General features: G+C 45.5%; 13 protein-coding genes. 6 read left to right on the plus strand and 7 right to left on the minus strand.

The window, feature by feature from the left end; translation table 11 throughout:
* Positions 1-248: 248 nt before the first annotated feature.
* Entirely contained in the window at positions 249-527 is a 279-nt protein-coding gene (locus tag Q0K92_RS03505) for a hypothetical protein (protein WP_297324420.1), read from the minus strand.
* A 150-nt stretch (positions 528-677) separates the two neighbouring features.
* Between Q0K92_RS03505 and Q0K92_RS03510 the strand changes: the two genes are divergently transcribed.
* Both Q0K92_RS03510 and Q0K92_RS03515 read left to right on the plus strand, forming a co-directional pair.
* Positions 678-827: a hypothetical protein gene (locus tag Q0K92_RS03510; protein WP_297324421.1), complete on the plus strand. Its 150-nt coding sequence runs from the start codon at positions 678-680 to the stop codon at positions 825-827.
* A 112-nt stretch (positions 828-939) separates the two neighbouring features.
* On the plus strand, positions 940-1332 hold the full coding sequence (locus Q0K92_RS03515) for a hypothetical protein (protein ID WP_297324422.1): 393 nt from the start codon (positions 940-942) through the stop codon (positions 1330-1332).
* An 11-nt stretch (positions 1333-1343) separates the two neighbouring features.
* On the opposite strand, the gene uvrB is transcribed toward Q0K92_RS03515, so the two are convergent.
* On the minus strand, positions 1344-3374 hold the full coding sequence (gene uvrB / locus Q0K92_RS03520) for an excinuclease ABC subunit UvrB (protein WP_297324423.1): 2031 nt from the start codon (positions 3372-3374) through the stop codon (positions 1344-1346).
* A 78-nt stretch (positions 3375-3452) separates the two neighbouring features.
* Here uvrB and Q0K92_RS03525 point away from each other — a divergent pair, with 78 nt between their 5' ends.
* Positions 3453-4646, plus strand: a complete 1194-nt coding sequence (locus tag Q0K92_RS03525) for a pyridoxal phosphate-dependent aminotransferase (RefSeq protein WP_297324424.1) — start codon at positions 3453-3455, stop codon at positions 4644-4646.
* Between the two features lie 20 nt (positions 4647-4666).
* Here the strand turns inward: Q0K92_RS03525 and flhC are convergent, their stop codons facing one another.
* The 3 genes from flhC to Q0K92_RS03540 form a co-directional block, all read right to left on the minus strand.
* A complete protein-coding gene (flhC, locus tag Q0K92_RS03530; protein WP_297324425.1) occupies positions 4667-5200 on the minus strand; it encodes a flagellar transcriptional regulator FlhC in 534 nt (177 codons plus the stop codon).
* A gap of 27 nt (positions 5201-5227) precedes the next feature.
* Positions 5228-5545 (minus strand): flagellar transcriptional regulator FlhD, encoded by a 318-nt coding sequence (flhD, locus tag Q0K92_RS03535; RefSeq protein ID WP_297324426.1) that lies wholly within the window; start codon positions 5543-5545, stop codon positions 5228-5230.
* Between the two features lie 553 nt (positions 5546-6098).
* Positions 6099-6992: a hypothetical protein gene (locus Q0K92_RS03540; RefSeq protein WP_297324427.1), complete on the minus strand. Its 894-nt coding sequence runs from the start codon at positions 6990-6992 to the stop codon at positions 6099-6101.
* 330 nt (positions 6993-7322) lie between these two features.
* Between Q0K92_RS03540 and Q0K92_RS03545 the strand changes: the two genes are divergently transcribed.
* Entirely contained in the window at positions 7323-8825 is a 1503-nt protein-coding gene (locus tag Q0K92_RS03545) for a protein adenylyltransferase SelO (protein ID WP_297324428.1), read from the plus strand.
* Between the two features lie 42 nt (positions 8826-8867).
* Here Q0K92_RS03545 and Q0K92_RS03550 read toward each other — a convergent pair whose 3' ends face one another.
* Positions 8868-9002, minus strand: coding sequence for a hypothetical protein (locus Q0K92_RS03550; protein ID WP_297324429.1), 135 nt, complete (start codon positions 9000-9002; stop codon positions 8868-8870).
* Between Q0K92_RS03550 and bioA the strand changes: the two genes are divergently transcribed.
* Both bioA and Q0K92_RS03560 read left to right on the plus strand, forming a co-directional pair.
* Positions 9001-10341, plus strand: a complete 1341-nt coding sequence (bioA, locus tag Q0K92_RS03555; RefSeq protein WP_297324430.1) for an adenosylmethionine--8-amino-7-oxononanoate transaminase — start codon at positions 9001-9003, stop codon at positions 10339-10341. The genes Q0K92_RS03550 and bioA overlap by 2 nt on opposite strands.
* Positions 10342-10375: 34 nt before the next feature.
* The gene (locus tag Q0K92_RS03560; RefSeq protein WP_297324431.1) at positions 10376-11773 is read left to right on the plus strand and encodes an MBL fold metallo-hydrolase; all 1398 of its coding nucleotides are present in this window, start codon (positions 10376-10378) and stop codon (positions 11771-11773) included.
* 31 nt (positions 11774-11804) lie between these two features.
* Here the strand turns inward: Q0K92_RS03560 and Q0K92_RS03565 are convergent, their stop codons facing one another.
* Positions 11805-13028, minus strand: coding sequence for an HD-GYP domain-containing protein (locus tag Q0K92_RS03565; protein ID WP_297324432.1), 1224 nt, complete (start codon positions 13026-13028; stop codon positions 11805-11807).
* Between the last annotated feature and the right edge of the window lies 1 nt (position 13029).

Here is a 13029-nt window from a genome sequence, read left to right on the forward strand (position 1 = left end):
TTAATTCAGATTTAATCAAAGAATTAAGAAGAACAGCAACCTGACATTGCTGTTCTTCGCGCAAGATATGCCGCTCGAAATTTGATGTCCTATCACACAAATTTGGTTGCTCACTCTCCATAATTCTCCATTTATTCTTCGTTATCTTCCAGCTAACGATAAAGCCACCGATACCATTCTTCATGGGGTTATACAGACAATAAACCCCGCCATCTGATCATCTAACCAAGCGTTTTTATAGCTCTACGCTACTCCTTCTTCTGGTCACTGGCTGGTTTTTCTTTCGAGGCTGGCTTTTCTTCCTGTTCCTTTGTGACTGGATTCCGCAATGTGTATCCCTCTTCCTTCGCTTTATAGCCGCCGTAAGCCCCTGCACCTCCCGCTGCGAGCAGCCAACAACCCGATAGCACCGGAATTATAAGCAAAAGCACCCCCACACGCAGTAATTGACTTATCTTCATGGCAACCTCCGAAAAGTTAGTTAATTTTGCAGTAAACATCACGGCAAACGTATGACGTATCATCATTACAAATATAGTTTTTCATATCAGCCTGATCACATCAATAGGCACTCATTTTAGATCATTGGATTAATTTACAATTCAGTACAAACAAATATTATTTTAGAATCAAATTATGTATGCTACGACAGGGCAATTGCTAAAAGGAGCTGATTAATGAAAGTCGAAGTCACGATTGAATTAGACACAAATCTATATAAAACCAGTATTGCAGACATAAAAAAATTATTGGAAGAGATGATGGATCCAAAAAAATTCGATGCTTTGGAAGCAATCAGTATAAAAGATATAAAAATAGGAAAATAGCTTATCCCTCAAAATTTGAGATCCTATCGAAACTGAAAATCCTTCTAAAAAAACAGTCAGACTATGAAACAATGATTGTAGATTTCATGGATGATTGGTTTGAGTGGGTAACATGCGCGGGGATGTCTGTTGTCATGTGGCGTATCCAGCTACCGGCAATCGGAGTAATACTGCAGAAAAATGGGCGTTACGGCTGAACATTGGTGTGTTTTTTACAATATGTAATTTTTACGAAACCTTTCTAAAGGGAAAAATCATGGAAAAGCATTTAAAAGCAGTGGTAGGTAGTATAGGTACCTATCAGGTAATCTTTAAATCAGGTGCTACTGTCATTCTTGAGAACGTTGAGTTAGTGCAATACGGCTCCTCTACTGAGGAATCAAATAGCTGGGTTTTCGAACGAAATGGCAGAAGAATAAGCTACACGCCCCACTTTAAAGCATCCACATCAAGCGGCGAAAAACCACTCGATGATGTCATCGATGCAATCCTACATCTCAAATAAAGCGTGCTAGCTTATGTCATGTCAGTAAAACCGATCAGCAGCTTATTCTTGAGGCTTTTCAGTTCATCCCGGTATTGCGCTGCCTGTTCAAATTCCAGATTCTTGGCAGCACTCAGCATTTGCTTCTCAACTCGCTGAATTTCTTTGGCCAGCTGCGTTTCGTTCATGACGTCATAGCGTGCCTGGACTTGCGCGGCTTTAAGGTTCTGCTGCGCAGATTCATAATTATAAACGCCGTCGATCAGATCTTTAATGCGTTTGTGCACAGACCGCGGTGTGATGTGATTTTGTAGGTTATATTGTGTTTGCTTATCACGCCGGCGTTTTGTTTCATCGATTGCAAAACGCATTGATTTGGTTATTCTGTCGGCGTAAAGAATTGCGGTACCGTTGATATGGCGCGCGGCGCGGCCGATGGTTTGAATCAGCGATCTTTCCGAGCGCAGGAAACCTTCCTTGTCGGCATCCAGTATGGCGACTAGCGAGACTTCCGGAATGTCCAACCCCTCTCGCAGCAAATTAATCCCGACCAGCACGTCAAATTGACCCAGGCGCAAATCGCGGATGATTTCAACGCGCTCGACGGTGTCGATATCCGAATGCAGATAACGGACCTTGATTTTGTGATCAGAAAAATAATCCGTCAAATCCTCGGCCATGCGCTTAGTCAGCGTGGTGACTAGCACGCGCTCATTCTTGGCTGTACGCAAATTGACTTCGGACATTAAATCATCCACCTGGGTTGTCACCGGTCGCACTTCAATGATTGGATCGACCAGACCCGTGGGTCGAACCACCTGCTCCACCACCTGCCCACTATGTAATTTTTCATAATCGGCTGGCGTTGCTGATACAAACACCGTTTGCGGCATCCTTTTTTCAAATTCCTCGAATCTTAGCGGGCGATTATCCAAGGCAGATGGCAAGCGAAAACCATAATTCACCAGATTTTCCTTACGCGCACGATCGCCTTTATACATGCCACCAACTTGCGGCACGGTAACATGACTTTCATCAATGATCATCAATGCATTTTTCGGTAGATAATCGAGCAGAGTTGGCGGCGGCTCACCGGGTTGCTTACCGGAAAGATGACGTGAATAATTTTCAATGCCTTTGCAAAAACCCAATTCATTCAACATCTCCAGATCAAATCGTGTGCGCTGTTCCAGGCGCTGCGCTTCAACCAATCGGTGCTCCTGATAGAAATATTCCAGGCGTTCACGCAGTTCGGCTTTGATGGTTTCCATTGCGCGTAGCGTAGTACTTCGCGGCGTGACATAGTGACTGGAAGGATAGACGGTAAAACGCGATAATTTTTGCAGCATACGGCCGGTCAGTGGATCAAATAACGACATGCTGTCGACTTCATCATCAAATAATGACACCCGCACCGCCGCTTCAGCACTTTCGGCGGGAAAGATATCCACCACATCGCCTCTGACGCGAAATACACCGCGTTTAAATTCCAATTCATTGCGATCGTATTGCATCTCGGCCAAGCGCTTAATGATGTCACGCTGAGAAATTTTTTCGCCAGTGCGCAAATGCAAAATCATGCCATGATAATCCACCGGATCGCCAATACCGTATATACACGATACCGAAGCCACTATGATGGCATCATCGCGCTCCAGCAAAGATTTTGTAGCGGATAAGCGCATCTGTTCAATATGCTCGTTGATGCTGGAGTCTTTCTCGATAAACAGATCTCGTGACGGCACATACGCTTCAGGTTGATAATAATCATAATAAGAAACAAAATATTCAATCGCGTTTTCAGGAAAGAATTCGCGCATTTCAGCATACAACTGCGCCGCCAGCGTTTTATTCGGTGCCATTAAAATTGCCGGGCGGCCAAGACGTGCGATCATGTTGGCAATCGTGTAGGTTTTTCCTGAGCCGGTCACTCCCAATAAGGTCTGATAGGCAAGGCCATCACTAATACCTTCAACCAGTTGTGCGATGGCTGCCGGTTGATCTCCTGCCGGTTCAAATGTCTGATGTAGTTGATACGGACTATTGGGGAAGGTTACGATCACGAGTATAATTCCATTATTGAATTGCTTCTTCGAGTCATTTTAACATGCTGATCACCCTATTTTAGTGCGAGGATTTTTGTGAAACTTTCTAACCGCGTTCAAACCATCAAACCATCCCCTACCCTTGCTGTGACCGCTCGTGCTGCCAAACTCAAAGCCGAAGGTAAAGATATCATTGGATTGGGGGCAGGCGAACCTGATTTTGATACACCTCAGCACATTAAAGATGCTGCCATAACTGCGATCAATAAAGGCTTGACCAAATATACCGCCGTCGGCGGGACACCCGGCTTAAAAAATGCCATTGTGGCAAAGTTTAAACGTGAAAATAATTTTGATTTTGAAGCCAAGCAAATTCTGGTTTCTTGTGGTGGTAAACAGAGTTTCTTTAATTTAGTCTTATCAGTGATCGATCCAGGCGATGAAGTCATTATTCCAGCGCCTTACTGGGTTTCTTATCCTGATATCGTCTTAATCGCCGAAGGCAAACCGGTTTTTATTAATACCGGTATCGAACAGCATTTCAAAATTTCGGCAAAGCAACTGGAAGCAGCAATTACTCCCAAAACCAAAATGTTTGTCATCAACAGCCCCAGCAACCCATCCGGCGCTGTCTATACCATGGATGAACTCAAAGCGCTGGGTGAAGTTTTACGCAAACATCCACAAATTCTGATCGCCACCGATGACATGTATGAACATATTCTGTTATCGGATCAAAGATTTATTAATATTGTCAATGCCTGTCCGGATTTGTTTCCGCAAACTGTCGTCCTGAACGGCGTATCCAAAGCTTATTCAATGACTGGATGGCGCATCGGTTATTGTGGCGGGCCTGCGCACATTATCACTGCAATGGAAAACATTCAGTCGCAAAGTACATCAAATCCCAGTTCCATCTCCCAAGCAGCTGCTGAAGCAGCACTCAATGGTGATCAGTCTTGTATTAATCCAATGGTATCTGCGTTTAAAGAACGCAATGCTTTTGTGACTGAGCAATTGAATCAGATAAGCGGTGTTCGTTGCCTATCCTCTGATGGTGCGTTTTATGCGTTTGCGGATGTCCGCCAAGCGATGGATGATCTTTATAAAAGAAAATTAATTAGCACGCAGAACGATATCGCGTTTAGCGAATACCTCTTGGAGAATGCCGGTGTCGCCGTTGTCCCAGGCTCCGCATTCGGGTGTGAAGGATATATGCGTTTATCCTTCGCTACTTCACTAGAAAACCTAAAGCAGGCATTAACTCGTATTAAAAACCTACTCAAATAATTACTTAATTCTCGGGATTGCTAATGAAAGTCTACAGCAGCTTTCTTGGTTTTCCCGGCTCGCGAAGGTATATTGCATAGACCGCACACATGATTAGAGTGAATTTCCAAAGAGTGCACAACAAACTGACCATGACAACTGACACATGGCGCTATACACAATACACCGCTATCGACAAAACGTATTAAAGTCCATGCTCGGGTCAAACTTAAGACTCTTTCTTGTTGGTTTACTTTGATATGTTCCATATATAACCGGTAGCTTTTAATCAATGCATCAATGCCATCAATACTGGTATTCGTCGTAACATAATGATATATGTTAATAAACAACGAGGAATGCATATTGGGTTGCCAGCTCATGAACCAATCTTCCGAGTAAGGCAACATACCTTTAGGAGGAGATACTCCTCTGATTTCCTTATATAGCTTAACAAGTCGTTCGCGACTCAGGTCGGTATTCATTTCCAGAACCTGTAATCGCGCGCCCAATGTGATGAGCTCGGTTGCCAATTGAATTTGCTTGGCTTCGGTTAGAATGCTTTTATTGCGCATTATAGACCTCTCATTTGGATATCAATCTTATACTATCGCTTCTGCTGGTTTTCCAGCCATTAAAATAGCTGCGTGTGATTTTGTTACCGCTTGATCGCGAGTGTCATTGGATAACATTTCTGCAATCAGGCGATCATCAAAGCGGAAACGACAAAGAAGCATATTTGAAGCGGCCATTTTAATGAGTTGAGCGGAAGTTAATTTTTCCAAGATTGCGGCGATATCTTGATTAATACCTAATCGATACATTGCGGACACCTTATCTTCTCGTAACATCTGCTTAGCAAGCAGCAGATAGCTCAAATTGATATCTTTAATTTCATCTAGAATTTGATCTGATTCCATTTTAATACTCCTTTAGATTAAAAAATCTTTACATCAAAAACACATAAATCGTATGTGTAGATTTTCAATCATCACGAAGTCGAAGTAAATGGAAGTTAGGCCTAAATGAGGTTAGGTAATATTCTTATCACGATGTAAGAATATCGCCTACAAATACAAAAGCTAGATTTCTAAATCTAGCTTTATAGGATGAATCCCCTTGGATGCGGAGGCTTCTTAAATTTCTGAATTGTCAGAGTCGGCAATACTATCATGCGCAAGGAAGCGATCTATCTGTAGAATATCAACAGGAAAAGGCCTTAAACTAATGCAATGAAGAATAATTGACCTTACATGGACGCCCACAAACATTCCGCCAAGCATCCATTCGGTTGAGAGGGGTTTCCTAGATTTTGTGTAAACGGGGTTTAATAGCGGAGCGGGATTCTCTCCTCGAATTGAATAGTAAATCTGTTATTACCACAGATTGCAGCCCCATGAGCGTTTAATCGAAAAAACGAGATAATCTCTCCTGGTCATCGAGATTGTTTCCATCACATCAAATTACACATTTTTAAACTTTGCAGTAAGAAGGAACCCAGCTTTTCTCGATAATGTAGTCAGGTAATTGATTGAAATCAAAAGATTCCCCATCAGTGATCATTTGCTTCACATCAAATAGTATGCCAACTTCTGGGATATCATTAAAAAACATTGTATAAAATGGTTTAACTAACCATTTAGAAACTCGGATCCCGATAGGACCAATGAAATTTCTACGCTGTCCAACGTGTGCTACTTCATCAATAGTGATTTCATCCAGCAGTTCTTTGAGACGCGTCCGGACTTCTGGTTCATTTACAAATAGTTCATCAATTAAACGATTTAAATGGCGATAGTAGGTAACTCCCATTAATTCCGTCACAAAAGCAGGTGTATCCAGTAAGAAATCGGGAAACTTTGGAAACTGCTCATAAATTTTTTCTTTAATCGGACTTAACGGCACCCACTCTACTTTATCCAAACCGCAGGTACGCAACATTTCATCGAACAAACGAACATGACAGAACTCTTCTGCCAAATGTACACGACTAATCTTGTCTTCAATTGAATGTGAATTATCCATAGTTGGCACGGCATCCCAAGCACCTTTAATACCAACCCACTCATGCCGAGCAAATTTATACATACCCGTTAACATTAGCGTCATATGATCCAGAGTCTTGGGATCATCCTGCATATCCACATAATTACGATAGAAAGCATCAGGATTGGCTAGTGGCACCCTTAACTGAATCGGGTTATCTTTAAAGGAGTTGAATTTATTACGTTTCTTTACTAAATCTTTATCTTCTTCCAGCAATTCACCATTATGATGCTGGGTAAAGAGCCAATAATTTTCAAAATTGTTAGTTCGTTCTTGTTTGGATGCGGGTGTGAAAATAGAGCGAAACTTAGGTACATTCATCGCGTAGTCTTTAAATGATTAGTCTATAGTTGATACTGAATGATGTGGATACTTAAAGCAAGCACATTCTTAAAATCTCAAATCAAGATTCTATGAACCCAATCTCCGGAGGCGTTCTTTGCTTCAATTCTCCCGATTTGTCAAATTGAAGGCAGACTTATGCTCTGTAAGGCGCTATATAATTCGGGCAACCCCAGATTATTAGCTGCTTACTATTTGGCGGGGTTGTACCGGAATTTCCCAGCAAAGCACTTTGCAACCTATTCCCGCGCAGCATGTCTCATCGGCTAATACTCTACAATGCCTGTTTTGACAAATAATACTCACCTCATGACATACGATATGGTGCACATAAAAACAAATACAAAATCTGCGGACGATCGCATTGGCTGGCGATTTGATAACAGTTACGCCCGCTTGCCCAAATCTTTCTATGTGCAGCTTCTTCCGGTACCAGTGCGCGCACCGCGAATAGCGGTATTGAATCATGCACTGGCAGAATCGCTGGGATTGGATCTCCACGCACTGTCCGAGGAAGAAGCCGCCCTGCTGTTTGCCGGCAATGTACTGCCTGATTCGGCCCACCCCATTGCGCAAGCCTATGCCGGCCATCAGTTCGGCAACTTTACAATGCTGGGCGATGGACGTGCGATATTACTGGGCGAGCATCTCACTCCGGCGGGAGAACGGTTTGATATTCAGCTGAAAGGCTCCGGTCAAACGCCCTTCTCACGGCGTGGCGATGGCCGTGCGGCGCTTGCACCCATGCTGCGCGAGTACATCATTAGTGAGGCAATGCACGCGTTTAACATTCCCACCACACGCAGCCTTGCTGTCGTCACCACCGGTGAATCTGTAATACGGGAAACCATGCTCCCCGGCGCGATTCTCACCCGTGTAGCGGCCAGTCATATTCGTGTCGGTACGTTTGAATATATCGCGGGAACGGGAGATAAAGAAGGCGTTAAAACTCTGGCCGATTATGTTATCCAACGCCATTACCCGGATCTTAGTTCAGCCGAGAATCCCTATCTCGCACTCTTAAAAAGGGTGATTGAACGCCAGGCATCGCTCGTGGCAAAGTGGTTGCTGGTTGGTTTTATTCACGGCGTGATGAATACGGATAATATGACCATTAGTGGCGAAACGATTGATTATGGTCCTTGTGCATTCATGGATGCGTACGACCCGCATACTGTTTTCAGCTCGATCGATCATCATGGCCGCTATGGCTATCGTAATCAACCCCATATGGCGCAATGGAATCTTGCACGCTTCGCTGAAACATTGCTGCCGTTACTCCACCCTGTACAAGCGCAGGCAGTGGCGTTAGCGGAAGAAGCCATCCACGCTTTCCCGGATATTCATCAAACCCACTGGCTGAACGGGATGCGCAAGAAATTGGGATTATTCACTGAAGAAACCGAAGATATGCAACTCATCGAAACCCTGCTGACATGGATGCAAGCGCATCAGGCCGATTACACCAACAGCTTCCGTGCACTGGCATCGGAAACCTTGCCCACCGATGCGGTGTTTCATGATGCAGCATTTATTGCGTGGCACGCACATTGGCAAGCAAGACTGTCACGTCAATCCGAATCCAGGCAGTCATCGCTCTGCCTGATGCAGCAGCATAACCCTGCGATCATCCCGCGCAATCATCGCGTTGAAGAAGCACTGGCAGCAGCCACTGAGCATGGGGATTACTCACCGATGCAACGACTGCTTGCGGCACTGACAAATCCATATGCCGATGTTCCCGAATATTACGATTACCGTACCCCACCGGCACCTTCAGAGCGTGTGTATCAAACGTTTTGTGGCACGTAATTCTGGCGCAAACTGATACTCATAGGCAACTGTGATCAATCATCAAGCACCCACCCGGATTTCGGCATCTTTTCCGCTTTGCCCGATCATGCGGCACTTCTGCTGGATGTTTACCATCGCCACCGATACAATCTGAAACAAGTCTCCACTGAATTTAATTTTCCATCCAATAAACATGCTGAATATCTCCCCTACACCGCCGTCACCCGCCTCCGCACAACTCCAGACAAGAAGCCTCAAAACGGTATGGCACCCTTGCACACAAATGAAGCAACACGAAACCTACCCGCTCGTTCCGATTGTCAGCGGCAAAGGTGTGTGGCTTTATGATGCTGCCGGCAAGCGCTATCTTGATTCGATCAGTTCCTGGTGGGTCAATCTCTTTGGGCACGCCAATCCTGCGATTAATGCGGCAATTCGCGATCAGCTTGAGAAAATAGAGCATGTCATGTTGGCGGGCTTTACTCATGAACCGGTTGTAGCATTATCGGAGCGACTCAAGACCATCGCACCCGGCTCGCTCGGACATTGCTTTTACGCCAGCGATGGTGCTTCGGCAATTGAAATCGCGTTAAAAATGAGTTTCCACTATTGGCTTTTGTGTGGGCAGCCGCAGAAAAACCATTTCATCAGTTTGCAGAATGATTACCATGGTGAAACATTGGGTGCGTTATCGGTGACCGATGTGGCCATCTTCAAAGAAACCTATGCACCGCTGCTGCGCCCGTGCACGCACGTTCCCACGCCGGATTGGCGTTATGCGGACCCGGGTGAATCGGCGGAAGCGTATGCCCTCCGTGCCGCAGCAGCGCTGGAACGTCACCTGGCTGATAACCATGCACAGATTGCCGCACTCATTCTTGAACCGCTGGTTCAAGGCGCAACGGGCATGGGCATGTATCATCCGGTTTATCTGCAACGCGCCCGAGAAATCTGCACCCGTTACCAGGTTCATTTAATCGCCGATGAAATTGCCGTGGGCTTTGGCCGCACGGGCACCCTATTTGCCTGTAACCAGGCTGACATCGCGCCGGATTTCTTGTGCTTATCCAAAGGCTTAAGCGGCGGCTATTTGCCACTTTCGGTCGTCATGACACCGGATGCGATTTTTCAGGCTTTCTATGATGACAAAACAGCGCGCGCTTTTTTACACTCGCATTCGCATACCGGCAATGCATTGGCTTGCCGGGCGGCATTGGCCACGCTGGACATTTTCGAGCGGGACAGCATCATCGAAACAAACAAAACCAGAGCAGCGTATCTGAATGCAATTGCAGCACCGCTTGCGACCCACCCCAAAGTGAAAAATTTCCGTAACTGCGGCATGATCTGGGCTTTCGAAGTCGAAACGGAAGATCGCGATTTTGCAGCAAAATGTTTTCAAGCGGGTTTGGAACAACAATTGCTATTACGCCCATTGGGAAAAACCATTTATTTCATGCCGCCTTATATCATCAGTGAACAGGAAATGGACTTGCTGGTCGGTGGTACACTGCATGTGCTGAATACACGCTAACAGGCTGCTAAATCAATGCCAGGGCTTTAATACAATGCAACTTACTTTCTTAGGTGCAGTCGGTGAAGTGACCGGGTCCAGTTATCTTATTGAAACCGGAACCATCCGCTTTTTAGTTGACTGCGGCATGTTTCAAGGTGGACGGGAAGCGGATAGAAAGAACCGCACCGCATTTAGATTCGATCCGAAAACCATCGATTTTGTCTTGCTAACCCATGCCCATATTGATCATTCCGGTTTACTGCCGCGTTTGAGCGCATGGGGCTTCCGCGGCCCGGTTTATTGCACGGCGGCAACTGCGGATTTACTCCAGGTCATGCTCAAAGACAGTGCGCATATTCAGGAAAAAGAAATCGAGTGGCGCAATAAATCGCGCCATCGCAGCCGATCAACGCAGGAGCTCGCACCGCTCTATACCGTCACGCAGGCCGAAGCGCTCCTGAAGCAATTAAACCGTGTGGATTACGATACGGACATTTCACCCCACCCTTCCATACACTGCTGTTTCCGTGATGCCGGACATATTCTGGGTTCATCCATCATTGAACTCTGGGTCAAGCAACATTCAGGGCACAAAAAAATTGTATTCTCCGGTGATCTGGGCCAACCCGGTCATCCGATTGTGCGCGATCCCACACCCATTGAACAAGCGGATATCCTGTTGATCGAATCAACCTACGGTAACCGCTTGCACCGCAATATGTCCGACACGACCGACGAATTGGTTTATGCCATCAACGATACACTGGTGCATAAAGGCGGCAACGTGATCATCCCGGCTTTTACCGTGGGCAGAACTCAAGATCTATTGTTCCTGCTGACCGATCTGTATCGTCAGGGTAAGCTGGGCGACATGGATATTTATGTGGATTCACCGATGGCTCGGGCAGCAACAGAAATCACGCTCAAACATATTGCACTGCTGGATCAGGAAACTTCGGAAGCATTGCAGTGGATAAATCAAAGTGTGCAAAAACCCCGCATTCACTTTGTGCAGGATATTGAAGAATCCATGCAGCTCAACCAGATGAAGCACGGCATCATCATCATTTCAGCCAGCGGCATGTGCGATGCCGGACGCATCAAACATCACCTCAAATATAATCTTGACAGACCCGAGTGCAGCATATTGATCACCGGGTTTCAGGCTGCGAGAACGCTGGGAAGGCGATTAGTGGATGGTGCCAGGCAAGTCAAAATTTATGGCCAGGATGTTCGCGTAAGAGCCACTATTTATACCATTGGCGGACTGTCAGCACACGCCGATCAAGCGGATTTAATCCACTGGTTGAGTCACTTCCGGACAATGCCCGAGAAAATTTTTGTGGTACACGGCGAGCCTGGTAACGCTTCTGCTCTGGTTACCGCCATTGAGCAAAAACTGCACTGGAATGCGTGCGTTCCGGAACAGCTATCAACCATCTCTTGCTAGCGGATCGCTGAAATCCGGACTGAAATAAATCTCACACGCCTTGTATTGTATTGACATCAAGCTGCCACTTAAGCGGATCTTCAATACTCTCAATACTATCCGTGCCTTTTGATAAATCTAGAATTTCCATGGGGATATGTGTATTGGCGCGAGTGGAAAAGAAAACCTTGATAATGGGCGTGGTTAAGCTTTTTTTCGATTGTTCAATGACGACACCAAGCCTGCCGGATTTGAGTCTTAACAAAGTACCGTTGGGATAAATACCGATTGTTTTAACAAAAGCATGAAAAATAACCTCATCAAAATGACCGTCTTTCCATGACGCCATTTTGCGTATTGATTCAGCAGGCCCCCAGGCTTTTTTGTAGCAACGATCCGAGCTGATCGCATCGTATACATCACAAACCGCCCCCATACGCGCATATAAAGTCAGTGCATCGTTTGATAATTTTTCCGGATACCCTCGCCCATCCACACGTTCATGGTGATGCAAACAGACATCCAGGGCTACTTCGTCAACTTGATAACATGATTTCAGTATTTCCCAACCGCGTTGCGGGTGCTGCTTAACCAGATTAAATTCTTCGTCCGTCAGCTTATCGGGTTTATTCAATACATCGCTCGGTATCGCCATTTTCCCGATATCATGCAGCAATCCGGCAACGCCAACCTGTTTGAGCTGATCGCCACTCAAATCCAATTGCCTGCCCAGCGCAACCATGAGCATACACACTGCAACCGAATGCAGGTAGGTATATTCATCTGAATTTTTTAATCGAATCAGACTGAGTAGCGCGTTGGTATTTCGTTCCAGCGATTGATTAATCTCATCAACCAACAAGGCAACCTCTTCGATTGCAACCGCTTTACCCATGCGAACATCGCTAAACAGGGTCGTCACCACTTCTTTTGCTTTGTTATGTATTTTCTTTGCGGAATTTAATTCGTCTTCCATCGAGACCGGCGAGACAGGTTTTTTGGCCGGTCGCGGTGCCTCAACAGGTAGTTGAATTGCATCAGCATCCAACGCATCTGAAGATGCTGTCGGCTTTTCATCGACAGCAACAGCAACATCCAGACCTTTGCTGGTATCAATCCATATCCCATCCAGATTGCAATTCAGCAGTTTGTCGAAATCTTTTTGATTGTCCAGTTTGAATGATTTTCGCCAGAATGGATGTTCCAACCAATTCCCGCGGATCTCATGAATATACATGCCGAGTCGAACATCATCAGTTTTTATCTTTTTTATCATA

This window comes from Nitrosomonas sp. (assembly GCF_024282095.1).
Lineage (GTDB): Bacteria > Pseudomonadota > Gammaproteobacteria > Burkholderiales > Nitrosomonadaceae > Nitrosomonas.

Excerpts from the sequence above, each read along its gene's own strand:
- bioA (WP_297324430.1), top strand. The coding sequence starts at position 9,001 with ATGCTGAATATCTCCCCTACACCGCCGTCACCCGCCTCCGCACAACTC.
- Q0K92_RS03560 (WP_297324431.1), top strand. The coding sequence starts at position 10,376 with ATGCAACTTACTTTCTTAGGTGCAGTCGGTGAAGTGACCGGGTCCAGT.
- Q0K92_RS03505 (WP_297324420.1), bottom strand. The coding sequence starts at position 527 with ATGATGATACGTCATACGTTTGCCGTGATGTTTACTGCAAAATTAACT.
- Q0K92_RS03515 (WP_297324422.1), top strand. The coding sequence starts at position 940 with ATGCGCGGGGATGTCTGTTGTCATGTGGCGTATCCAGCTACCGGCAAT.
- Q0K92_RS03550 (WP_297324429.1), bottom strand. The coding sequence starts at position 9,002 with ATGTTTATTGGATGGAAAATTAAATTCAGTGGAGACTTGTTTCAGATT.
- flhD (WP_297324426.1), bottom strand. The coding sequence starts at position 5,545 with ATGGAATCAGATCAAATTCTAGATGAAATTAAAGATATCAATTTGAGC.
- Q0K92_RS03565 (WP_297324432.1), bottom strand. The coding sequence starts at position 13,028 with ATGATAAAAAAGATAAAAACTGATGATGTTCGACTCGGCATGTATATT.
- Q0K92_RS03540 (WP_297324427.1), bottom strand. The coding sequence starts at position 6,992 with ATGAATGTACCTAAGTTTCGCTCTATTTTCACACCCGCATCCAAACAA.
- Q0K92_RS03545 (WP_297324428.1), top strand. The coding sequence starts at position 7,323 with ATGACATACGATATGGTGCACATAAAAACAAATACAAAATCTGCGGAC.
- flhC (WP_297324425.1), bottom strand. The coding sequence starts at position 5,200 with ATGCGCAATAAAAGCATTCTAACCGAAGCCAAGCAAATTCAATTGGCA.
- Q0K92_RS03510 (WP_297324421.1), top strand. The coding sequence starts at position 678 with ATGAAAGTCGAAGTCACGATTGAATTAGACACAAATCTATATAAAACC.